This is a genomic window from Exiguobacterium sp. TDN 0502 (assembly GCF_050846835.1).
In the GTDB taxonomy this organism is placed as follows: domain Bacteria; phylum Bacillota; class Bacilli; order Exiguobacteriales; family Exiguobacteriaceae; genus Exiguobacterium_A.
The window spans coordinates 432,740-454,373 of record NZ_JBOZGJ010000001.1; the positions used below are offsets into that span (position 1 = coordinate 432,740).

The 21,634-nt window shown below is 51.8% G+C and carries 24 protein-coding genes; 6 read left to right on the top strand and 18 right to left on the bottom strand.

The features are described 5' to 3' along the window. Positions 1-52: 52 nt before the first annotated feature. On the bottom strand, positions 53-883 hold the full coding sequence (locus ACRPK8_RS02115) for an N-acetyltransferase family protein (protein WP_432236688.1): 831 nt from the start codon (positions 881-883) through the stop codon (positions 53-55). A 63-nt stretch (positions 884-946) separates the two neighbouring features. After that, positions 947-1,429, bottom strand: coding sequence for a hypothetical protein (locus ACRPK8_RS02120; RefSeq protein WP_432236689.1), 483 nt, complete (start codon positions 1,427-1,429; stop codon positions 947-949). Positions 1,430-1,565: 136 nt separating this feature from the next. On the opposite strand from ACRPK8_RS02120, the gene ACRPK8_RS02125 reads away from it, so the two are divergent. Next, the gene (locus ACRPK8_RS02125) at positions 1,566-2,069 is read left to right on the top strand and encodes a hypothetical protein (protein ID WP_432236690.1); all 504 of its coding nucleotides are present in this window, start codon (positions 1,566-1,568) and stop codon (positions 2,067-2,069) included. 259 nt (positions 2,070-2,328) lie between these two features. Here the strand turns inward: ACRPK8_RS02125 and ACRPK8_RS02130 are convergent, their stop codons facing one another. Together ACRPK8_RS02130 and ACRPK8_RS02135 are read right to left on the bottom strand one after the other, a co-directional pair. After that, complete coding sequence (locus ACRPK8_RS02130) at positions 2,329-3,594, bottom strand: histidine kinase dimerization/phospho-acceptor domain-containing protein (RefSeq protein WP_432236691.1); 1,266 nt, start codon at positions 3,592-3,594, stop codon at positions 2,329-2,331. After that, on the bottom strand, positions 3,591-4,247 hold the full coding sequence (locus ACRPK8_RS02135) for a response regulator transcription factor (RefSeq protein ID WP_432236692.1): 657 nt from the start codon (positions 4,245-4,247) through the stop codon (positions 3,591-3,593). The genes ACRPK8_RS02130 and ACRPK8_RS02135 overlap by 4 nt, the downstream gene beginning before the upstream one ends. A 130-nt stretch (positions 4,248-4,377) precedes the next feature. Between ACRPK8_RS02135 and ACRPK8_RS02140 the strand changes: the two genes are divergently transcribed. From ACRPK8_RS02140 to ACRPK8_RS02160, 5 genes are all read left to right on the top strand, one after another. Next, the gene (locus ACRPK8_RS02140) at positions 4,378-5,532 is read left to right on the top strand and encodes a hypothetical protein (RefSeq protein WP_432236693.1); all 1,155 of its coding nucleotides are present in this window, start codon (positions 4,378-4,380) and stop codon (positions 5,530-5,532) included. 197 nt (positions 5,533-5,729) lie between these two features. Further along, positions 5,730-8,555, top strand: a complete 2,826-nt coding sequence (locus ACRPK8_RS02145) for a sensor domain-containing protein (protein ID WP_432236694.1) — start codon at positions 5,730-5,732, stop codon at positions 8,553-8,555. An 86-nt stretch (positions 8,556-8,641) separates the two neighbouring features. Further along, positions 8,642-9,523 carry a YitT family protein gene (locus ACRPK8_RS02150; RefSeq protein WP_432236695.1) on the top strand — a complete coding sequence of 294 codons (882 nt, stop codon included), beginning with the start codon at positions 8,642-8,644 and terminating at the stop codon, positions 9,521-9,523. Positions 9,524-9,546: 23 nt separating this feature from the next. After that, the gene (locus tag ACRPK8_RS02155) at positions 9,547-10,443 is read left to right on the top strand and encodes an alpha/beta hydrolase (RefSeq protein WP_432236696.1); all 897 of its coding nucleotides are present in this window, start codon (positions 9,547-9,549) and stop codon (positions 10,441-10,443) included. 17 nt (positions 10,444-10,460) lie between these two features. Further along, a complete protein-coding gene (locus tag ACRPK8_RS02160; protein WP_432236697.1) occupies positions 10,461-10,628 on the top strand; it encodes a hypothetical protein in 168 nt (55 codons plus the stop codon). 51 nt (positions 10,629-10,679) lie between these two features. On the opposite strand, the gene ACRPK8_RS02165 is transcribed toward ACRPK8_RS02160, so the two are convergent. The 14 genes from ACRPK8_RS02165 to ACRPK8_RS02230 all read right to left on the bottom strand — a co-directional run bounded on the left by ACRPK8_RS02165 (position 10,680) and on the right by ACRPK8_RS02230 (position 21,570). Next, on the bottom strand, positions 10,680-11,504 hold the full coding sequence (locus ACRPK8_RS02165; RefSeq protein ID WP_432236698.1) for a squalene/phytoene synthase family protein: 825 nt from the start codon (positions 11,502-11,504) through the stop codon (positions 10,680-10,682). 194 nt (positions 11,505-11,698) lie between these two features. Beyond that, on the bottom strand, positions 11,699-11,923 hold the full coding sequence (gene csrA / locus ACRPK8_RS02170) for a carbon storage regulator CsrA (protein ID WP_035410102.1): 225 nt from the start codon (positions 11,921-11,923) through the stop codon (positions 11,699-11,701). Next, positions 11,923-12,363 (bottom strand): flagellar assembly protein FliW, encoded by a 441-nt coding sequence (gene fliW / locus ACRPK8_RS02175; protein WP_432236699.1) that lies wholly within the window; start codon positions 12,361-12,363, stop codon positions 11,923-11,925. The genes csrA and fliW overlap by 1 nt, the downstream gene beginning before the upstream one ends. Before the next feature lie 4 nt (positions 12,364-12,367). After that, complete coding sequence (locus tag ACRPK8_RS02180) at positions 12,368-12,946, bottom strand: DUF6470 family protein (protein ID WP_432236700.1); 579 nt, start codon at positions 12,944-12,946, stop codon at positions 12,368-12,370. 13 nt (positions 12,947-12,959) lie between these two features. After that, positions 12,960-13,898, bottom strand: coding sequence for a flagellar hook-associated protein FlgL (gene flgL, locus ACRPK8_RS02185; protein WP_432236701.1), 939 nt, complete (start codon positions 13,896-13,898; stop codon positions 12,960-12,962). 7 nt (positions 13,899-13,905) lie between these two features. Continuing rightward, complete coding sequence (gene flgK / locus ACRPK8_RS02190; RefSeq protein ID WP_432236702.1) at positions 13,906-15,432, bottom strand: flagellar hook-associated protein FlgK; 1,527 nt, start codon at positions 15,430-15,432, stop codon at positions 13,906-13,908. Positions 15,433-15,444: 12 nt separating this feature from the next. After that, positions 15,445-15,852 (bottom strand): flagellar protein FlgN, encoded by a 408-nt coding sequence (locus tag ACRPK8_RS02195; RefSeq protein ID WP_432236703.1) that lies wholly within the window; start codon positions 15,850-15,852, stop codon positions 15,445-15,447. Positions 15,853-15,950: 98 nt separating this feature from the next. Beyond that, positions 15,951-16,199, bottom strand: coding sequence for a flagellar biosynthesis anti-sigma factor FlgM (gene flgM / locus ACRPK8_RS02200; RefSeq protein WP_432236704.1), 249 nt, complete (start codon positions 16,197-16,199; stop codon positions 15,951-15,953). 36 nt (positions 16,200-16,235) lie between these two features. Then, positions 16,236-16,616 carry a hypothetical protein gene (locus ACRPK8_RS02205; RefSeq protein ID WP_432236705.1) on the bottom strand — a complete coding sequence of 127 codons (381 nt, stop codon included), beginning with the start codon at positions 16,614-16,616 and terminating at the stop codon, positions 16,236-16,238. Between the two features lie 42 nt (positions 16,617-16,658). Continuing rightward, complete coding sequence (locus ACRPK8_RS02210; protein ID WP_432236706.1) at positions 16,659-17,063, bottom strand: ComF family protein; 405 nt, start codon at positions 17,061-17,063, stop codon at positions 16,659-16,661. A 233-nt stretch (positions 17,064-17,296) separates the two neighbouring features. Next, entirely contained in the window at positions 17,297-18,505 is a 1,209-nt protein-coding gene (locus ACRPK8_RS02215) for a helicase-related protein (RefSeq protein ID WP_432236707.1), read from the bottom strand. Between the two features lie 221 nt (positions 18,506-18,726). Further along, the gene (locus tag ACRPK8_RS02220; protein ID WP_432236708.1) at positions 18,727-19,575 is read right to left on the bottom strand and encodes a DegV family protein; all 849 of its coding nucleotides are present in this window, start codon (positions 19,573-19,575) and stop codon (positions 18,727-18,729) included. A 133-nt stretch (positions 19,576-19,708) separates the two neighbouring features. Beyond that, a complete protein-coding gene (locus ACRPK8_RS02225; protein ID WP_432236709.1) occupies positions 19,709-20,401 on the bottom strand; it encodes a response regulator in 693 nt (230 codons plus the stop codon). After that, positions 20,398-21,570 carry a sensor histidine kinase gene (locus tag ACRPK8_RS02230; RefSeq protein ID WP_432236710.1) on the bottom strand — a complete coding sequence of 391 codons (1,173 nt, stop codon included), beginning with the start codon at positions 21,568-21,570 and terminating at the stop codon, positions 20,398-20,400. Before ACRPK8_RS02230 ends, ACRPK8_RS02225 begins: the two co-directional genes overlap by 4 nt. Positions 21,571-21,634: the final 64 nt, after the last annotated feature.

The following is a 21,634-nucleotide window of genomic DNA, read 5'->3' on the forward strand; positions in this document are numbered from 1 at the left end:
CTTGTGTCTCGCCTGAGGAAAGCGAGTGGAAAAGTCGTGATGTTTGCTTCAATTAAACCGCCAACACGTGGAACTGATAGCCACGATGGACAACGAATCCTGCCTCTTTGTAGAGATCGAGCGCACGATCGTTATCCGTCTCGACGTCGAGTTCGAGTTGTGTCCGACCTGTCCGGAACAACGCTTGAACCATCAGCTTCAGCATCTTCTTCCCGTAACCATTACCTTGCGCCTCCGGACGAACCGCGAACGCATGGATGCTCGCTTGTGTATCGGAAGCGAGATAAGCACGGATGACGCCGACTGGTTTGCCGCTCGCGACACCGATGAACGTAATCCGGTCGTCGGATTCAATCGCTTGATAGATCGATTCCGCTTCTTCGTCCGTGTTCCCGAACGCTTTCCCGAGTGTTTCGACGATGAACGGACGATCGTCCGCTGTCGCTTCCCGTAGCTCAAAATCAGGGTCCGCTTTTAGGAACAACTGTGCCTTCTTCAGGAGCATATTGTACTCGGTCATCCGGTACTCCGCCCCTAACCGTTGAAGGACGGCTTGACCTGACTCACTTGCGTCATCGATGACGAACGTGAACGCTTCAGCCCCTGCTTCCGTTGCACGCACGCGCGCTGCTTCAACCAGTGCCGTGAAAATGCCCTGCTTCCGGTAATCCGGATCAACGAAGACATTGACCTCCCATTCCGTCGGCAAGTACGCGAATGCCTGCAAATACCCGACGAGTTGTTCGCCGTCGTAGACCGCAAAATCGTTCTCGCCGACCCAGTCCGCTGCGACTTTCAGTTCAATGCCATCGTGATCGTTGACACATTTTTCGAGTTGTAATACATCTGTTGTCTGTTTGACGTCTGTGACGTTCCATTCCATATTCACTCACCTCATTTTCAACTATACCGAACGAACAAAAGAAGCACTAGCAAAAGCTAGTGCTCATTGCAGTTTGAATGTCTTCATCATCTGCGGGACGTCCTTGACGATTAAGTTCTCGATCGCTTTCTTGCCGACAGCCCCTTCAACGGCTTCCGTCGGTAAGACGTAGTAGTAGGTTTTGCTACCTTTTGTCCCGAGATATGTACCATATCCGATTTCGCGGTCGAACTGTTTTTTTGAGAGTTTCTTCGGCTCATAGTTCAAGTTGACGAGCAGTTGATCGGCTCCCTTGACTTTATAGTACAAGGCGAACGTACCATTGCGTGTGATGACACCGTATTTCGACTTGACCGTCTTATTTTTGACGAGTTCGACTTTGTCTTGCTGGATTGCCTTTTTTAACGCACTTGTCGTCTTGACCGTATAGCCGAATGTCTTGTTCGCGACGACCCCTTTACTGTATGTCACGTTACTTGCGGCAAAGCCCGTCACCGGAGTCAGACATGCTCCGAGTAAGACTCCTGTCATTGCGATTCGTTTCATGCTGACTCCCCCTAAAATGATTGATAGTAATGGATTCCCTTTTGTGAAATAGGTAAACTCTATTCTCGAAAAAGATTTGACGGAATTGTCTAAATTTCTTACGATAGGGATAACGAAACGAAATGGGGTTAAAGCGATGACTGAACAAGAACAATTAACGCAAGAACAGCTCGATAACTTGCTCAAGAATGCGTTTGCAATGCAGGTTCCGATCCTCGAGAAGTTCATGAAGGATACACACGATCGCTACGCACTGGCAACGACGTCGTTCAAACGTGACATGGAAGCGATGAAAGAGACGGAATGGCATCAGTTCTTCGCTGGTAAACTGTTACCGCACTTCTTCCTCGAGCACCTCGGATTCGGGGCATCGTTCCGCTTCAACGGACACGATAAGGAAGTTGATCTTCCGGAAAACGTCGTCCCGGTCCGTAATGATGCCGATGAGCAAATCGAAAAAGTCGTCCTTGGGGTCAAAAAGGCGATGCAGGACGAGCACATCAAGAACCACGATCTCGTCGCGAACTTCTATAAGGAAACACTCGAACTCGCTTGCCAGATGGGCAGTCGCGTCGGAATGAGCGATGAGTTCTATACTCTCGTCAAACCAAGTCTCGTTCATGCGAACGACGGTCAATAATCTTTAAATGCTACCAACATGAAAAGGAGAACAGCTTCTGTGTGATACGGAAACTGTTCTCCTTTTTTCGTATGCCTGTTCCAGAACGAAGCAGCTCATCCGCGACTCCTACAGGAAAAGAAAGTGCCAACAGCACTTTCGTCAGGGACTAGTAAGACCCGGCAGATGGCACGGAGTGCGAGATGCCGCGGCTTACTCCCGCCTGTGGAAAGCAAGGATGATGGAATCGTTCGTCAGAATCCTCTACCATTCTATCCAATCAAAACCGAACGTAGAAGACCGCTCCCCCACCACTTCGGTCACGGACACCATAGTCGAACTGATGACTATCGAGAATCATCCGACTGATCGCAAGACCGAGTCCGTGACCGGCACTACCTTCTTGTTTGACGTAGACGTCCCAGATCGTCGCCCGGTCTTCGGTGCGAACCCCTGCTCCTTCGTCCTCGACCGTCAATTCAGTATCCGTTAAGCGAACCGTAACCGTTCCGTTAATCGGTGACGCAAAACGAGCGTTCATCAGGAAATTGATCAAGACGCGTTCAAACATCCGTGAATCGAGCGACTGCTTCATAGGCTTGAGATTCGTCGCAAGTGTCAGTCCTGCTTGCGTGAACGTTCCGCGGAGTCGTTCGACTGTCGCAAGCACGAGTTCATCGAGTGCCACATCTGTTCTTTCAAGCGGCATCCGTCCACCAGCAAGCTTCGAGTAGAGTAACGTCTCATCAATCAGATGCCCGAGTCGGTCCGTCTCCTCGATGATGCTCGTCGTCACATCGGGCAGTTCAGCAACGGGAATGACACCTGCCGCGAGTGCCTCGGTCTCGTTCCGAATAATCGCGAGTGGCGTCCGCAAGTCGTGGGTGATGCCGGCGATGAATGTCTTTTGCAGGTGGTCTTTCTGCTTCAACTGTGTCTGCATCTCGTCGACCGCGTCGATCAACTCTCCGACTTCATCCTTCGGTCGCGCCGGCAGGACGACGTCCGTTTCACCGGCACCAATCTTTTGGGCGACGGAACGAAGCGTCACGATCGGTCGTGTCAGGTGCCGCCCCATGTAGTAGGCAAGTAAGGATGCAAGCAGTAACGTCACGAGTAAGGCAAGTCCGATTGCGAGATAAACACCACTCAGCGCACTACTGGCAAGCGGCGCCTGGCGGACGGTCGTGATCCGTGTCCCGTCAACCGTCAGCTGGTACGTCAACAACCGTTCGTCCTGCACTTCGATGACGTCTTCCTTCTTTAGGTTATCTAGAAGTGGTAACCGCCCAGCGGGTCCGCGTGCCCCGATTCGTTGCGTCAACCCGTCGGTCGTCAAGAATCCTTGGATGTCACGCGGAATCGGCGTGTCGGCTTCAATCGCTTGTTTAATGATGTTCGCTTCGCGCGCGAGTTGATCGTACCGTTCGCCTTCCGCGAACCGATTGACGAGAAACGCCGTCAAAACGAAACTGAGGACGCCCATGACCAGCAACGGACCGACGACGGCAAACAGGAACTTACGCATCAAAGGACGTCGTTTCATTCGATCGCCTCCAATCGATAGCCGACCCGGTGCACCGTCTTCAGTTGTTGTTTAATGACCGGTAATTTATCCCGCAGTTGTTTGACGTGTGTGTCGACGGTCCGGGTATCGCCACCGAACGCATAGCCCCAGACGTCATCAAGAATCTGGTCCCGACTGAGTGCCTCCCCGAGATGTTCGATGAAATAAAGCAACAGTTCGAACTCCATCTTCGCGAGACTGACCGCCCGATCACCGGTCTTGACCTGGCGTCCTTTCTCGTCGATCGTCAAATCACCGAACGCATGGCGGGCGACCGGACGGACCTTCAATGCCCGCTCGAGCCGAATCGTCAACTCCTTCAGGACGACCGGCTTGACGAGATAGTCATCGGCACCGAGTTCGAGTCCGAAGACGCGATCATCCGCTTCCCCGCGTGATGTCATCATGAAAACGACCGGTGGCTGGGCTTGCGATTTGATGCTCGGAACAAGCGACCAGCCGTCACCGTCCGGTAAGCGGACGTCGATCAAGACGGCATCAAACGCTGTCGTCAAGCACTGTTTCGCCTCCGCTAATGAACCGGCGATCGTCACCTCATACGCATGGTGACGCAGGAAACGGGCCGTCACCTGTGCTAATTTTTGTTCATCTTCAATCAATAATACGTTCATCGTCATCCCTCCACTCCTAGTGTAGCGCCTTTTTGCCCGCATTTGCCTTTCTTCGCAGTTTCTTTGCAACTTCCTCACAACTTCTCTTTCGTGACCCTCTACCATAAAAGGTGAAAGGAGTGATCATCCCATGACATTCAAAAAACAATGGATCACTGCATTAACAATTAGCGCATTAACCGTCGGAGGAGCATCCGCATACGCTGCAACAAACGACGATTCGAGTACGACGACAAAACAAACAAAACACGGGCACCACTTCGAAGGTATGAAAAAACAGGACATGACGTTACTCTTGAAAAAATTGAACATCACACAAGCCGAGGCTGATACTGCCCGTGAGAACGGACAGTCGATTGCCGATCTCGCAAAAGCAAAAGGGATCTCGTTCGCTGATTACAAGAAGGCGGAACTTGCTGCAGCGAAGGAACAACTCGCTAGCCTCGTCAAATCAGGTGACCTGACACAGACACAAGCAGACGACATGCTGAAGCGTCAAACGGAACGGTTCAGCGGCGTCAAGAGCTACGCTGAACTCAAAGAAAAAATGCCGATGGGACGCCACGGTGGACCAGGTTTCTTCAATGAGTCGTTGATTGCTGACGTCTTAAAGGCACTCGGACTGAGCCAATCGAAGTTCGATGCCGCCAATCAATCGCTCGCTGCCTATGCCAAGGCACAATCAATCAAGTTCGCCGACTATAAAAAAGCATTGCTTGCCGCACAGACGAGTCAGCTCGACCAACAAGTCAAAGACGGTAAGATGACAGAAAAGCAAGCAACAGAAATCAAATCCCGTCTGACGGAAGAATACAAGGACGCGAAGAGCTACGACGATCTTCCGGATCGTGGCGAACACGGTAAGCGTGGTGACCATGGACCGGGTGGTGTCTTCGGTGACTCGACGTCAGCAATCCTAAAAGCACTTGGACTCGATGAGGCGAAATTCGAAGCTGCCCAGCAATCGTTGCCTGAATTTGCGGAAGCGAATAAGGTCGCTTACGCCGATTTCGAGAAAGCCGTTCTCAACGCTCAAATCGCAGCCGTCGATCAACAAGTCAAAGATGGCAAGCTGACAGAAAAACAAGCGAAACAAATCAAGGAACACATCCAGTCACGCGCAGATGAGGTCTCAAGCTACGCTGACTTGAAAAAAGGTCCAGCACGCGATGGTCATGGTCCAGGACACGGACATGGTCCGAAGGGTGACATGCCGGGCGCACCGGATCAGGGAACGGATGCCGATCCGAATGCGAGTGATACATCCGTCGATTTAGCGATTTAAGATTTAGACCGAAGCTCCTTTTTCGAGCTTCGGCTTTTTTGTGTGCCCTTTAGGACAAATGTCTTTTAATCGTGATTTTCATATACTGGTTCACTTTTTTGAAAAATAAGTCTATTCCTTGAACGAAGGTTGCAATTTCCATTTCCTTCACCCGATACTAGTAAAGAGAACGTTAGTATCGTAAGGAGGTGACGTGGATGGCTTTTCATGAAGCGATGAATCGGATTCGTCAATCCGATACAGCCCCACTCTATATCGGTGGTCTGGAAGTCTCCCGTCCGGAGACGGCGGAAGCCTTCTTCCAGCAGCAGACCGATGCGATTTTTTTGTTTGATGCGCAAGGGACAATCATCTATTTCAACGAACAGTTACCGGACATGCTCGGGTATTCCGCCGAGACGCTCTACGAACACTTTGCCGTCTTCAATCCGCCGGATCAGGTCGAAGCGGTGACAACCTTCTTCAATCGTGCCCTGAGTGGTGAGACCGTTCATTATACGGCGCAAGGACTCCATGCCGACCAACACCGGGTCACATTGAAGATCACGAACATGCCGGTCGAACAAGACGGGCAGGTCATTGGTGTCTACGGCGTCGCCCGCGATATCACTCGTGAGAAACAGCTCGAAGCAGACGTCTCGTCGATTCGTTCCCAACTCGAACTGACGGAACAGATTCCAGAACTCGTCGTTTTCCACTTTGATGTGACGACACAATCAATCGAATTCTCGCCCGGTCTGCTCCAATTTTTAGGACTGTCGGTGGAAGACGCGTCAACACTGGATCAAGCACAATTGTTCAGCCGGATTCATCCACGCGACTTCGATCCACTACGCTTTGAGATGGCGCAATTGATCGCCGGTGAAAAAGGACGCTCTGAGATGGAAGTCTCTTTATTAACTGCTGACGGTACGTATCAGTTATTGCGCCTGAAAGCGTTCCCCCGCCCGGACCATCCCGACCATCTGTCGGTCGTCCTTTATGACTTATCGGAAGTTGATGAGGCACGGCGTCAACTCGTCACGGAACGGGCACAGGCACGTGAAATCTATGAGGCCGTCAATGCGGCGATTTCGCAAATCGACTTATTTACGGGACGGATCCTGTTTCACTCACAAGGATTCCTGCATATCTTCGAAGAGTTGCCGCAGGATTTAGTCCTCAGCCGAGAGTGGTTGTTCGAACGATTGGACGTCCGCGATCACGAGGTGATGAAACAGTTTATCGGACGATTAGTCGACGGTCAGGCGGGCACGATCCAATACCGGCTTCACTTCCCGGATGGTCGCGCCAAGTGGATTGAGGACCAGCAAATTCCGGTCTTTCAGCTCGACGGCACGATCGCCTACACGAATAGCATCATGCACGACATCACGCTTCAAAAAGCCTATGAGGAACAACTGCGGCAACTCGCGTTACGCGACGCTGTGACACAGCTGCCGAACCGCCAAGCCTTGATTGAGACGATCCATGCTTGGCAGGCACAGGATCTGTCGTTCTTCGTTCTGTCCGTCTCGTTCAACCGGATTGCCGAGATCAATAACGCATTCGGTCACGGCTCCGGCGACCAGTGGTTAAAAGGAACAGCTGCGTTGTTACAACAAGCAAAACCAAATGAGACGTTCCTCGGACACCTCGGCGGCGACGAATATGCTTTGCTCGTTCCGACAAGCTATAAACAGGATGTCACGACGTGTGCCCAATCCCTTCTCGACTTATCGGAAACACCGATTTCAATCGAACCGTACGCCTTGTTCGCCCGTATATCGGTCGGGGTCAGCCGCTATCCGGAAGACAGCACCGATGCCGTGGAACTCTTGAAACATTCCTATACCGCCTTGCGCCGGTCGCGTCGGGAAAATCACAGCACGATGCATCACTACGCCTCGAATCTCGATATCGATTATTACCGGCGTTACCGACTTGAACAGGATCTACATTATGCGATTGAGCGCGATGAACTGTTCCTCGAGTACCAGCCAAAAGTCGATAGCTGGACCGGGAAAATCGTCGGGATGGAAGCATTGATTCGTTGGCAACACCCGGAATGGGGACGGATTCCTCCGAATGATTTCATTCCGCTCGCGGAAGAGAGCGCCCTGCATGTCGCCATCGGTGACTGGGTCGTCGAGACAGCGTGTCGTTCGATGCAACACTGGAAGACAACAGGGGCGCAGCTCGTCCCGCTGTCCGTCAACGTCTCACCGAAACGATTCTTGATTCCCGGCTTTGAGCACCATATCGAACGGATGCTGTCGACATATCAGTTGGCACCCGAGTTACTCGAGCTTGAGATCACCGAGGCGGCTTTGATCATGGATGATCCGATGACGACTCGGACACTCGAATACGTCAGCCGGATCGGTGTCCGGATCGCTCTCGACGATTTCGGGAAAGGCTACTCGTCGATGGTCTACTTGCAACGGTATCCGATCGACGTCATCAAAATCGACCGGCAGTTCGCGACGCACATCACGGATGACGCCAAAGCCCAAGCTATCGTCAAAAGCATTCTTTACATGGCAGGTGAGTTCAATCTGACGGTCGTTGCAGAAGGGATTGAGACACTCCGTCAGCTCGATACGTTCCGGACGCTCAATTGTCCGAGCATCCAGGGCTATTTGTTCAGCCGACCGGTACCTGCCGCTGTCATGGAGTCGTTCCTCCTGCGCGAGATCTTGTATCCGATTGAGGCCTGTTCCCTGTCGAGCGACACCGTTCCGAGCTTCTCGGTCGCGGGAAAAGTCCGCATGCTGACACATCATGCCCAGTCGTTCGAACTGCCCTTCTCGGACATCGAAGCCCATCAAACGAGCACGCGTGCGCTCTATTTTTCGACGAAGACATCGTTGCCTTTGTCGGATGCGACGTTTGAGATTCGATTGAGTGAAGGTCTTCAACTCGTCTCCTGCACGGTGACGATCACGGGGCAGAAAGATGAACAATATATCGGCGAATATACGAATCCGACAGACGCAGAACAAATCATGCGTTTCTTCCAGTCGTTACGCTATCACCCTTAACTTCACCACGAAGACGTTCACACACGTCTTCGTGCTTTTTTGTTATAGTAATCGTAAAGCGCTTCACTTCAGAAGGGAGGAATGGCATGCAGTTACCATTACCTACGAAACACCATCGCCGCTCTACGAAAGGACAACTGTTTCGGCGGATGCTGATGCTGACGATCGGTGCCGTCATCTTCGCCATCGGACTAAAAGGATTCCTTGTTCCAAATAACATCATTGACGGAGGAATCGTCGGGATTTCGATCATCGGCTCAAAGGTGACGAATACAACGCTCGCCTTGTGGCTGTTCTTCCTGAACATCCCGTTCATCTTCTTCGGCTATAAACAGATCGGAAAGACGTTCGCCTTATCGACGTTGTATGCAATCTTCATCATGGCAATCGCAACGAAACTACTCGAACATATCGGTCCGTTGACACGGGTCGACTTACTCGCGACCGTCTTCGGTGGTCTGATTCTCGGGATTGGTGTCGGAATCGTCATCCGGTCGAGCGGATCACTCGACGGAACGGAGATCCTTGCTGTCTCCTTCAGCCGTTCGACGCCGTTCTCCGTCGGTGAGATCGTCATGTTCTTCAACGTCTTCATCTTAGGCGCCGCAGGATTCGTCTTCGGTTGGGACCGGGCGATGTATTCCTTGATTACGTATTTCGTCGCCTTCAAGACGATCGACGTCGTCATCGACGGGCTCGATCAGTCGAAGAGTGTCTGGATCATTTCCGAAAACTACGAAGAGATCGGTCTTGCCATCATGGACCGGCTCGGCCGCAGCATGACGTACTTAAACGGCGAAGGCGCCTTTACGGGTGACGGGAAGAAAGTCATCTTTTGTGTCATCAGCCGGCTCGAGGAATCGAAACTCAAGGACATCGTCCGTGATTTTGATGAACAGGCGTTTATCGCAATCGGCAACATCCATGATGTCCACGGCGGTCGCTTCAAGAAAAAAGATATCCATTAACCGAACGAAGGGAAGGAACACGGGTGTGGAAAAAACATCGTAAGAAAATCATCGGCGGCGTCATCATCATCGTCACGCTTGCCGTCATCATCGTGATCGGGATTTCCGGATACGTCGGATCCTCGCTGACGCAACCAGAACGCGAAGCCTTGACGACGACACCGAAAAAAGCGGAAGGTCTCGATTATGAGGACGTCACGTTCCGGTCTTATAAGGACCGGACACGACTCGCCGGCTGGTGGATGCCGAGTGAAGACGCGAAGCTGACCATCGTCTTCGCCCACGGCTACGGAAAAAATCGCGAGCAGGAGGATGTACCTGTCCTGCCTCTGTTTAAAAAGTTTCACGATGCCGGCTATAATGTCCTGACGTTTGATTTCCGCGGATCCGGTGAATCGGATGGCAAACGCGTCACGGTCGGTGCAAAGGAACAAGATGATTTGCTGACGGCCGTTCGCTACGCAAAGTCGCGGTCTTCTAAACCAGTCGTCCTGTACGGCATCTCGATGGGGGCTGCAACATCTCTCGTGACCGCTCCAAAGGCGGATGTCGTCGGTGTCATCGCCGACAGTCCGTTCAGTGACCTTGAGAATTATCTCGCAACGAATCTCCCGGTCTGGAGCGGACTACCGAACTTCCCGTTCACACCAGTCATCCTTCAAATCACGCCTCCCCTGACCGGACTCAATCCAGAGCGGGTCAAACCGGTCGAAGCCGTCCGGCGGATCGAGTATCCGATCCTGTTGATTCACGGGAAGGACGACGATGCGATTCCGGTTACGGAAAGCATGAAGATTCAAAAAGCCGCGCCGCGCTCCGAGCTCTACGTGACGGAAAACGGCGGACACGTCCAGTCGTATGCCCATGACCGAAAAGCCTACGAAGAGAAAGTCATGACCTATCTATCTGATCTGCGTTGACGAAAGGAGACGATTGTATGCAACACCTGTCCCTGTTTCTGACGTTTTTCGTCGCCCTGCTCGTCATGTCTACCGGGTTATTCTTGTCGTACCGGGCCGGTTATCGGTTGCGTTACGGACGGACGATCGCCTTGATTTGGATCGGTTCCGCCTTGATCGGATTAGCTTTCTACTTCTTTCGTTAAACGAACAGCCGCCCGCTTCCCTGACGGAAACGGACGGCTGTTTTTTCATGTTTATCGTTTTAGTACGGCAGCGCCGACAATCTTCAACACTTCCGGGCGACTGAGTTTCTCTTTTCCTTTTGCCAGCGCATCGAGCGTTCCGTGTGCGAGCGCGAGCGGAATATGACAAAACTCATAAATCGTCGTTTCCTTCGGGATCGAGGCGAGATAGGCGTCGGCTTCTGCGAGGTTTTCACGCGCATAGGCGAACATCGTATCCGTCGTCCAACCGGGTGGGAAATAACCGACACCCCGCTCCGCATCTTCCTGTTGGTTACGGAGGATGTTGACAGCTTGTAAACCACGACCGAATCCGATCGCTTGCTGTTTATCCGTGACGATTCCCGCTTTCCAGTACCAGATATCGGATAACATGACGCCGACCAGCCCTGCGACATAATACGTATACTCGTCAAGATCCGCTTCCGTCTCGACCGTCCAGTCCCGTTCAGCCCAGACCGCCATGCCTTCCGCCATCTCCGCCGTCGAATCAAGCACCTTCGGACGGATTGCGGCCGGACAGTAAGCAATCCACTCCGGTAGACGGAGCGTCACTTCCGGTAACTGTGCCGTATACGGCGCAATCAATTCAAGATAGGCGGTAGCCGAAAACGTTCCGCGCATCAACAATGCCGTCTCCCGCAGTAACATCGTCTTGACGTCTGTTGCCAAATCCTCATGGTCTTCAATCTCATCGATGGCGCGCATACATAGATAAGCAGCACCGACCGCTTCCTGTAAGTCCTGCGATAGTCGACTGATCGGAATATAGAAGGTGCGACTCGTCGCTTTCAATACACGGTTCGCGTCTTTTTTCAGCTGCTTCGTCTCATTCATTCCTGACAACTCCCTCTTTGGCTCAAAAGGTTTCTTTTCTCTTCATTACTATACACGATTCAACGCGTTTCAGCATTTGTTTCATGATAAGAAAGACTCCCTTTGCGCTAGATTCAGGCTAAGGGAGTCTGTTCGTCTTGATTTGAAGCGGATCGTTCCAAGGAAAGATACGTTCCAATGACATTCAAATGCTATTATTTTTCCTGTTGTTTCAACAGTTGTCCAATCAAGCCGGTACTGCGGGAAGCTTCCGTATTCTCTTCCTGGATCGACAGATAGACTTCCTTCCGGTGGATATCGACCTGGCGTGGTGCCTTGATGCCGAGCTTGATTTGATCGCCTTCGATCGCAAGAATCGTCAGTTCGATGTCGTCGCCGATTTGAATCGCTTCCCCTGTCTTACGCTTCAGTACGAGCATCAGCGACCACCTACTTCCGTCAGACTGCCGATCAGATGACGATTCGTGTATGTATCGTCCAGGATGATTTGTTTCGCGAGTCGTTGTTTCGTCTCCATGACGAACGGTGCCCGCAGATTTGTCGTCGATTGGCTGAACGGATCACGTAACGTGACCGTCGTATAGACGGCGACCTGTGCCGTATCCTCGATTCCGAGTTGCTCCTTTGCTGCTTCCGGTAATTCGAATACATACTCGGGATCAATCCAGAACGGATTCGTCACGACGAACGCACATTCCGGCTGATCAATCGATTGAAACGACCAGAACGGAACACCTTCTCCGAATGGTAGCAGTATGAAGCGTTTGGCGTCCGGGAAACCTGGTAATTCAGACGCAAACGTAATGATTTCCGTCTCGTCAATCGTAATGGTTCCAAAAAAATCAGTTTCGATCTGCATGTCGTTATCCTTCCCCATCGAATATGCCGCCAACCGGCCACATATTCAGTTGATTTTGTTCCTGTAAGTAAATCTCGACCTGTCCTTTTTGAACGGTCAGTTCCGGTCGATGCGTTTCGACTTCGATTTTCGGACGATTCGCGGTATAGTTCACCCGGACCTCAGCCGGCGTATAGGTCGTCTTGACCCGGTCGAGACTGCGGGGAATGAACCCGAGTGTCGTCACTTCAGCCGGTGGGGTATCGTTTGCTTGTGCAATCCGCGCGACCGCATCGCCGCCCTGCTCGATCCGCATCAGCTGATCCCCTTCAGATGCACGTTGCGCGACGGCCTCTTGTCCTTTTTGCCGACCATAGGCAGCATACTGACGGACGGATTCGAGCGCAGGAACGCGTCCCATCTCGATCCAGGCTTGTGTTGAATCAATCTCCAGGCGCGCGGCAACGGTTTCGAGCGACAGTTCCCCACGCGGCTGTTCAATCGATAGGGAGGCAGGTGTCTGCTTCTGCTCGATTTGCGGACGCGTGATGTTCATACCGATCCGTGCCGCTGTCTGCCGCATTTCAAGGTGCGGAAGATTCATCTGCCTTCACTCCTTATCGTAAGAAATCAAGCAATGTCGGCTGAATGATACGAGCCCCTGCACTGAGCGCTGCCCGGTGCAACGTTTCGTATGACTTCAGGTCCATGATGACTTTTTCCGCTTCGATGTCTTCATTGTTCGACATGACGGTCTTCGCAATGATTTCCTGATCCTCTAGACGCGACGTGTTCAGATCCATCCGGTTGACGCGTGCCCCGAGATCCGCACGGGTCTCGACCGTTTTGTTGAGCATCCCGTCGATGTCTTTCAACATGCCGGACAGCTCAGCACCATTGTTGTCGGCGTTCGTCCCGAGCGCATCATAGACTTTCTTTAATGTCTCGAACGTATCGGGTCCGAAGACGTTCAACGGTGAGATATTGACTTGGACTTCAATGCCAGAAGAGACTTCGTATTGAATCGCTTCCGTCTCCTTCCCGGTCGGATCGCCGTCTGTGAAGACACCGTTAACAGCACCTGTCGCACTTGCTAGATAATCGCGCAAGCCATCCATCGAGACGAACTCCGTATCCGTCTTCGTTCCGTTGAAGATGCCTTTTTCATTGTATTTCGTATTCGCGAGTGTTCCGATATGTTCAATCAGTTGCCCGACCTCACTTTGGATTGCTTTACGTTGCGTCGCATCGTACGTATCCGTCGCCGCTTGCGTCGTCAGCTCGCGAATCCGGCTCATCGCTGACGTGACTTCGTTGAGGGCGGAATCCGTCAAATCCATCCAGCCCGTTGCTTCACTGGCATTTTTCTTGAACTGTTCGACTTCCCGTACTTCCGTCCGGTAGCGGACCCCTTGCATCGCAACGACCGGATCATCGGACGGACGCTGAATCTTCTTGCCACTGATCAATTGTTCCTGGAGTGTACTCAAGCGCTGATAGCTTGAGGATAAATGTCCGATATTCGTCTTCGTCAACATCGTTTGTGTTACTCTCATCTATTCATCACCGTCCTACGAGTCCCATACCGTTGATGATTTTATCAAGCATCTCATCGACGGTCGTAATATTTCGTGCTGCTGCATTATAGGCATGTTGATACTGGATCATCATCGTCATCTCTTCATCGATCGAGACGGCTGACATCGACATGCGGCGTTGATCCGCACTTTCCATCAGGACAGCAGCGCTTTTTCCGAGGCGTCCGACCTGGTCGGTTGCTACTGCCATGTTGCCGATGACGTTCTGGTAGAACGAACCGATCGTCGTTGTCGTCTGCGACTTCGTAAATTCAATGCTCGTCGTCTTCATCCTCGCAAGCTTCAATGCCCCTTGGCTGTCACCGATATTGCCGTCGGTCGATGTCGCGATGTTGTCGAGGCTTGCTTTGATATCGGACCCAACAGCAATCGTCGCTGCCGTGATCTCACCGCTTGTTGCCATGAAGAAGGCATCCGAACCAGCCGTGCCGTCTTTTTTCAAGTTCGTCGCGTGGGCCGCGTTGAACGCGTCAGCGAACGTCTTCGCCATCTCATCGAGCTGGCTTTCCATCTTGACGTATTCCCCGGTCATTTGACCGTCGCGCTCCTGTCCGTACATCTCGATCAATCCCGTCAGGCGTCCGGTAGAAAACCCGCCGAATTGGTCGAACGTATACGTTTGTGTTTCTGATTTAAAGCCGGTGTAGAGCCCCTGATCGTTCGTCGTGAACGTCAACGTTCCTGCTTTTGGCAAGTCGGAGTCGACGGCAAGAAGCTTGTCGCCGTTCGGGAACTTGATTTGGACGTCGATCCGTCCTTCCGCATTCCGCAGGGCATTCCCCATCTCGCCATTCTCGATCGCTTGGGCATCCACCGTCACTTTTTCGAAATCGACATATTGAGCGAGCTCGTCAAAATAACGATCGCGTTCATCATAGAGCGCATTCGGCAAGGTACCGAGCGGTTCGACGACATGGATTTCCGTGTTGATGTTGTGAATTTTTTGCAGGAGATCGTTGACCTTTTTCGTCGACACTTCGATCTCACTCTTTAAATCCGATTTCACCTGGTTGATCGCTTTTGCCATGTAATTGAACGTCTGTGTGAGTGTCTCCGCCTTTTGACGGACGACACTCCGGGCACCGGAATCTTGCGGGTTCGTCGATAACGTCTGCAGAGATTCCCAGAATCCGTCGAATGCTTTCGCAAGACCTGTATCCGATGGTTCGTTGATGATGTCCTCCATCCGGCCGAATGCCGCTTCCTTTGTTCCGTAATACGAAACCTTCGTCACTTCGTCCCGGTACTGTTTATCGAGCATGACGTCGCGAATCCGTTCAATCATCTCTCCCCGGACGCCGGTCCCGATTTGACCATTTCGTCCCGAACCGAGCGAAATCGATAACTGCTCCGTCGTTCCCATGACGAGACGCTGACGGGAGAATCCTTCCGTTCCGGCGTTCGCAATGTTGTTTCCTGTCGATTGCAGGGCCCACTGGTTCGTCGTTAACGCCCGACGCCCTGTCTCAAGCCCCATGAAAGTCGATCCCATCCGTATTCCTCCTTACGCGTTTCGATTGAAATGTGTCTGGTTCAATGCAGACTGTCCATATGTGAAATCATCCGCTTCCGGTATCAATAATTGCAGATGCCAATCCAAGTACTGCAACGACTGTTCGAGAAGTTCTGCATTGAGTGCATTCAATTGCCGTAGCTGGCCGATCGTCTGTAGCAATTCCCGGAGCGACGCGACATCTTCCGGATGTGAGGCGATCCACTCCGTCATCGTCATATCCCCCATGAGGGCGAGACGCTCCTGTTCTAGCCCTTCGATCCGTTTGATATGTACGGGTTCTTCCTTGACGATTTCAGACAGACGGCGCATGTCATTTGCGATCAGAACCTGTTTTTTCTCTTCCGCTAACTTCAGTAAGACGATGTGCGCCTCGTTGAGTTGATTGATGAGTTGCATTCGGTTTCTCCTTCCGAATCTAAATCCCGTTCTATTCATATAAAAAACGACCCGCGCATCCGTGCCCCGAGTCGCCTCTTTTGTCTACGATGTCCCTGTTATAGGTTCAAGAAACGTTCCGCGATTTTTTTCGCATCCGGTTTATAGGTTCCATCCTGGATTGCCTGTTTAAGGGATTCAATCTTTTCCGTCCGTGACGTCTGCGTCTCATTGAAACGCGCACGCGCTTCACTTGAGATGCTGACTTCGTCTGGGCGGTTCGTGCGTTGGTTTTTTGTTCCTTCTACTGGTTGAGTTCTTTCGTACGTTTTGGGCATGTTCACCCATTTCGTAGAATCAATTCGCATGTGAACACCTGCTTTCTAGACTACAAGATTCTTAGTTCAAGTCCGATACGTCCTTGGTTTCGAAGAGTCAGAAGAGTCAAGCATCGCCTGGGCGAGGTCGCGTCGTAAACGATCGCGACATGCGGCACAAATCGTGCCTTCACGGGACGGTTTCCCGCAACTCTCACATATGATTTCCATTTGGGAAATCTCAGAGATCAATAAGCGCCCTTCCTTGATGTAGCGGAAGACGGTATCTTGACCGACACCCGTTTCGATCTCGACATCTTTAGGTGAAGTCCGGATTTTCCGTCGTTCTCGCAGGAACTCACGTACCTTCTCGAAATTCGTATGATCCTGTCGTATACAATCAATACACAGTTCTGAAGATTGACGCACGACTAACTTCCCGCAAGATTTACAATTGATGACATCCATTTCCTTCACCTCATACAGAGTATCGGCAGGAATGTGACTTTCTTAAACACTTCGAAATAAAGTTACAGCAGAAATTTCATCCGCTCCTGCTTGTTTGAGCCGAAACATCGCCTGACGCAATGTCACACCCGTCGTATAGACGTCATCGACGAGGACGATCTTCCGCCCTTTGACGTCACCGGATACATGATATGGATTGCGACGCGTCAGTCGCGCTTGTCGTCCTGCCTTACTTTGCGCAGGACCATCAATCCGACTTAAACAAGGAACGATTTTTCCGCGTATCCGCCGCGCGATTTCATCCGCCTGATTAAAACGGCGTTCAGCTATTCGTTCCGCACTCAGCGGAATCGGCACAAGAACTGCTTGCTTGATTTTTACCTTCTTCAGCTCATCCATAAACATCTCAAGTAGGACGGTATCACCGAGAAACTTGAAGCGATGCATGAACTCCTTCGCTGCATCATTGTATAGATAAAGAGGTGCTGTTTGGAGCGTCAGCCCTTGTCTTCGCCATTCTGCGCAGTCTGAACAGCACACTGGACCCGGCTTTCCACAATCGACGCATTCCCCTCTTTTTACAAACTTTATTTTACAGGTCGGACAGGTCACTTGCCTAGTCCAGAGATTTCCGAGCTCCCAACTAGGTAGATAGACCTCTTGACAGAACAGGCACCGGCTCATGCGCGCCTCTTATTCGCTTGCTTGATTTGATAAACCGCCTCATACATCGCATCACTCCGGTCGTTCGCACAAAATACGATATCGCCATCCGGATGCACGGTGGATCGACCGACACGCCCGCTGATTTGAATCAGGGCTGCTGCACTGAATCCATGATCGGCATCCAACACCATCACTTGAACATTTTCAATCGTGACACCTCGTTCGAGAATCGTCGTCGTCAACAGGATAGTCGTCGAGGTCCGGAACCGCTTGACCTTCTCGATCCGGTCCGGATCAGCGGCGTGGACGGTCTCGACGTCTAATCCGCTCGCAGCAAGTATGCCTTGCCACCGGTCAAGTTCCGCAATGCGGGAAACGAATACGAGACGCGGCGCACCATCGTGCTGCTTCAGCCAATCGCGAACCGTCTGCGACGTATAGGGAATGACTTGTCGCGGTACCGGTAGTGGATGACCATGGTACCTGCGCATCAGCCGGACCGTCGGCAGACGTCGGTGCCAAAACGATGGTGTCGCGCTCAAGAGGATCATGGCAGCATCCTGCGTCATCGCACGCCGGACAAAACGCCGTAACGTCCGGTCCATCCGGTATGGAAAGGCATCGACTTCATCGATGAAGACGACATCGAAGCAGTCTCGGTAATGAATCAATTGATGCGTCGTACTGACCGTGATATCCCCGATTTGCAGACGCTCGGGCGATCCACCGTACAGGGAGACGATCGTAGCAGTTGTAAACGCCCGTTTCAAATGTGCAGTCAATTCCCGGACGACATCAGCCCGGGGTGCCGCAACGAGTACGCGGCGTCCGTTTGCGAGTGCGGCTGCAATTCCCGGAAAAAGCATCGGTGTTTTACCGGCGCCACAAACAGCGTGGACGAGCAGACGCCCTTTCTTTAAGACGGTCCGCTGAATCACTTGGGCGACTCGCTGCTGATCGGACGTCAGTGTCAGCGGTCCATGTGTCGACGGGGCAACCGGATCCAGCCTGCGCGGATCCGTCACCAGTTTTCCGCAACTCCGGAGTTTGCCATAAGCCAGGCATTTCCGGCAATAATAACACACCTTTTTACAGGTACAAGCCCCCCGCACCGGTAGCGCACCGCACCGCTGGCAACACCAGGTCACGGCAGGGAAGACTCGGTATGTCGGTAAGATCGTCCCGATTGTTTCGAGCGGTACGATTCGTCCCCGAATATCCATCAGCATTCCTCCTTTTGGATGGCTTCTTCCCGGGAATCGAGCCCGATTCCTTCATACCGGCTTTGTACACGGTTGAGCTTTCCGGGCACGATGTGGAAGAGAACAATACAGTCTAGATCACGATCGCCCGGCTCCACATCGGCATCTTTCACAAAAGCTCATTTTTACAATACAAAAGCAGCAGGTATTCTCTTCTTACGAGAACGCCTGCTGCTTCTTTTTTATTCTGCTGATTTGTACCACGTGATCCCAATCGCACCTGGTCCAAGGTGCGTACCGATGACCGGTCCAAAGAAACTCATCTCGATCCGGGCTTGCGGGAACCGTTTCGCCAGTTCACTGATTTCCGCTTCCGCTTTTGCAGAATCTTCCGCATGAATGACACCGATGACGTAACCCGTGCCATCTCCCTGAATGTCTTCCTTCATCATTTCCTCGATCCGATTCACGGCACGCTTGAATGTCCGGATTTTTTCGAACGGGACAATCTTCCCGTCAACGAAATGAAGGACGGGCTTGATTTTCAGAAACGATCCGACAAAGGCCTGCGCAACGCTCAATCGTCCACCTCGCTGCAAATGTTCGAGGTCGTCGACGACGAAATAGGCCCGGATCTGCTCTTTTAATGTCTCCAGGCGATTCACGATCGTCTCCGCCGTGGCTCCTGCATCTCGCAAACGAACAGCCTCTTGGACGAGAAACGCTTGCGGCATACAGGAAATACGTGAATCGACTGGATGGACGTTGACATGATCGAGCATCATGTTGATCGTATGTAACGCTTGATACGTTCCACTGATCCCGCTCGACAATGTAATCCCGATGATGTCCGTTCCTGCCGGCAACTGTTCGAACGAGGCTACGAGATCGCCAATGTTCGGTTGTGAGGTCGTCGGGAGGCTTCCCGTTTGGATTCGTTCGTAAAAATCGGCTACTGAGATATCGAAACCTTCCCGGTAGGCGTCACCTTCGAAGATGACACTAAGTGGTGCGACATGCACTTGATGGTCTTCACAATAAGTAGTAGGCAGATAGGCTGTGCTATCCGTTAAAATCACAATCTGGCTCATCCGTGAATTTCCTCGCTTTTATAGTTCCGTCGTGGCGCTGCCGAATATGACACGCCACAATCGCTTTTAAGTGTAGCATTTTTCACTGGATAAAAAAAGAAAGACGGGAGCAGCGCTCCTGTCTTTCTAAAGGTCAGACGACGACCCAGCCGCGACGAATCGATTCGACGACGGCACCGGTCCGGTCTGGTACGTTCATCTTCCGAAGAATCGACGAGACGTGGTTTTTGACCGTCTTCTCACTGATGTATAACGTATCGCTGATCGCCCGGTTCGAGAACCCGTCCGCAAGCAGTTGCAAGACTTCGCACTCGCGACGCGTCAAGACGTGAAGCGGTGCTTCCGCGACACGCTTTTCAACAGGTTGTGACGCCATCGTTTGTTTCATCTTCATCAGACGGCGGTATTCCTGTAGTAAGTTCGGTGTGACTTTCGGGTGGACATAGCCACCTTCACGATAAACGGAACGAATCGCATTGACGAGTTCATCCGTCGCCATCTCTTTTAAGAGGTAACCGACGGCTCCGGCACCGAGCGCGTGCATGACGTATGTCTCATCATCATGAATCGATAGGATGATGACGCGTACATCGGGATACACTTCCATGAGACGTTTCGTGGCCTCGACACCGTTGACTTGCGGCATGTTGATATCCATTAAGACGATATCCGGTTGGTGGGTTTCGACGAGCGGGATGACTTCCGCTCCGCTCTCCCCTTCCGCTACGACGACGAACTCTTCTTCAAAATCAAGAATTCGTTTGACGCCTTCGCGGAATAACTGATGATCGTCGACGATGACTACTTTCACTTGCTCGTTATTCACAGTGTTTCCCCTCTCGCTTCGGATTCCTCGATCGGAATCTTGACCTTGATGACCGTACCTTTTCCGGGTTGCGTTTCGATCTCGAATTCACCATCGATCAATTCGATTCGCTCCCGCATACCGACAAGTCCGAATGACTCGTCGCATGAAGCGACGATGGAATCGAACTCGAATCCAACGCCGTTATCCTTTACATGGATCCGCACGGAATGTTGATATTGTTCTATGATAATACGAATGTCGCTCGCTTTGGAATGTTTTACTGCATTTTGTACAGCTTCCTGAACGATTCGGAAGACAGCAACTTCATACGTCGAATCAATCCGTTCCCCGCCACCGAGATAATTGAAGTGAATCGGAATGTTCGAAATTTCTTGAATATGACGAAGATAGCGCTCGAGTGTCGGAACGAATCCGAGATCGTCAAGCGTCATCGGACGTAAATCATATATGATGCGACGTATGTCTGCAAGTCCGTCTCGAATCAATGTCCGCAGACGATGGATTTCTTCAAAGGCTGCCTCGGCACCATTATGCTGATGAATCTTTTCAATCAAGTCTGCCCGGATCAGGACGTGGGCAAGCGTCTGCGCAGGTCCGTCATGCATGTCGCGCGATAATCGGCGACGTTCGTTTTCGGCGGATTGGAATACTTTTAGACCCATTTCCTGCTTTTGCATCGCCTTCTCGTACTTTTCATTCATCGTCTGCATATCGTCCGTCAAGAAGTTCAGGACGACCGAAACACGTCCAATCAATTGATCCGCCCGTTCGATTGTCTCATCTAGCTGCATCAGCCGGCGCTCCAGTTCATCGCGTCGCTTACGGCAATTCATCTCGTCTCGTTGATTGATGAACGATTCAAGTTGTAACGCATTCGCCGTCTCGTATGCCGAGCGGACATCCTGTTCCGAATAGCTGTCGAAGTTTTTACTGACGACGACGAGTCGCGCCTTCGCATCCTTGATATGCCGTTCGAGTCGTTCTGCTTCTTTTATATAGTCGTGCACCCGAATCTTCAGGTCGCGTAGTTCTTGCTGGATTTCCGCATATTGCTCACGTGAACTTTCCGTGATTCGGACGATTTCTTCTCGACTCTCTTCTACGACGCCGATGATGTTCTGTACGATATCATTCAAGGATAGCCGCTCCCTCATCTCATTCGTCATGGTACTCCCTCCATTCCTTGCCAGTCGTCTACGGTTGTCTCTCTCTTGGAACGTCGTTATGCTA

Coding starts and splice junctions, on each gene's coding strand:
- ACRPK8_RS02220 (WP_432236708.1), bottom strand. CDS start 19,575: ATGAGCCAGATTGTGATTTTAACGGATAGCACAGCCTATCTGCCTACT.
- ACRPK8_RS02180 (WP_432236700.1), bottom strand. CDS start 12,946: ATGAATCTTCCGCACCTTGAAATGCGGCAGACAGCGGCACGGATCGGT.
- flgK (WP_432236702.1), bottom strand. CDS start 15,432: ATGGGATCGACTTTCATGGGGCTTGAGACAGGGCGTCGGGCGTTAACG.
- ACRPK8_RS02135 (WP_432236692.1), bottom strand. CDS start 4,247: ATGAACGTATTATTGATTGAAGATGAACAAAAATTAGCACAGGTGACG.
- ACRPK8_RS02230 (WP_432236710.1), bottom strand. CDS start 21,570: ATGACGAATGAGATGAGGGAGCGGCTATCCTTGAATGATATCGTACAG.
- ACRPK8_RS02150 (WP_432236695.1), top strand. CDS start 8,642: ATGCAGTTACCATTACCTACGAAACACCATCGCCGCTCTACGAAAGGA.
- fliW (WP_432236699.1), bottom strand. CDS start 12,363: ATGCAGATCGAAACTGATTTTTTTGGAACCATTACGATTGACGAGACG.
- ACRPK8_RS02205 (WP_432236705.1), bottom strand. CDS start 16,616: ATGGATGTCATCAATTGTAAATCTTGCGGGAAGTTAGTCGTGCGTCAA.
- csrA (WP_035410102.1), bottom strand. CDS start 11,923: ATGCTCGTACTGAAGCGTAAGACAGGGGAAGCGATTCAAATCGGCGAC.
- ACRPK8_RS02160 (WP_432236697.1), top strand. CDS start 10,461: ATGCAACACCTGTCCCTGTTTCTGACGTTTTTCGTCGCCCTGCTCGTC.
- ACRPK8_RS02215 (WP_432236707.1), bottom strand. CDS start 18,505: ATGGATATTCGGGGACGAATCGTACCGCTCGAAACAATCGGGACGATC.
- ACRPK8_RS02195 (WP_432236703.1), bottom strand. CDS start 15,852: ATGCAACTCATCAATCAACTCAACGAGGCGCACATCGTCTTACTGAAG.
- ACRPK8_RS02145 (WP_432236694.1), top strand. CDS start 5,730: ATGGCTTTTCATGAAGCGATGAATCGGATTCGTCAATCCGATACAGCC.
- flgL (WP_432236701.1), bottom strand. CDS start 13,898: ATGAGAGTAACACAAACGATGTTGACGAAGACGAATATCGGACATTTA.
- ACRPK8_RS02140 (WP_432236693.1), top strand. CDS start 4,378: ATGACATTCAAAAAACAATGGATCACTGCATTAACAATTAGCGCATTA.
- ACRPK8_RS02210 (WP_432236706.1), bottom strand. CDS start 17,063: ATGCATCGCTTCAAGTTTCTCGGTGATACCGTCCTACTTGAGATGTTT.
- ACRPK8_RS02115 (WP_432236688.1), bottom strand. CDS start 883: ATGGAATGGAACGTCACAGACGTCAAACAGACAACAGATGTATTACAA.
- ACRPK8_RS02120 (WP_432236689.1), bottom strand. CDS start 1,429: ATGAAACGAATCGCAATGACAGGAGTCTTACTCGGAGCATGTCTGACT.
- ACRPK8_RS02125 (WP_432236690.1), top strand. CDS start 1,566: ATGACTGAACAAGAACAATTAACGCAAGAACAGCTCGATAACTTGCTC.
- flgM (WP_432236704.1), bottom strand. CDS start 16,199: ATGCGAATTGATTCTACGAAATGGGTGAACATGCCCAAAACGTACGAA.
- ACRPK8_RS02165 (WP_432236698.1), bottom strand. CDS start 11,504: ATGAATGAGACGAAGCAGCTGAAAAAAGACGCGAACCGTGTATTGAAA.
- ACRPK8_RS02130 (WP_432236691.1), bottom strand. CDS start 3,594: ATGAAACGACGTCCTTTGATGCGTAAGTTCCTGTTTGCCGTCGTCGGT.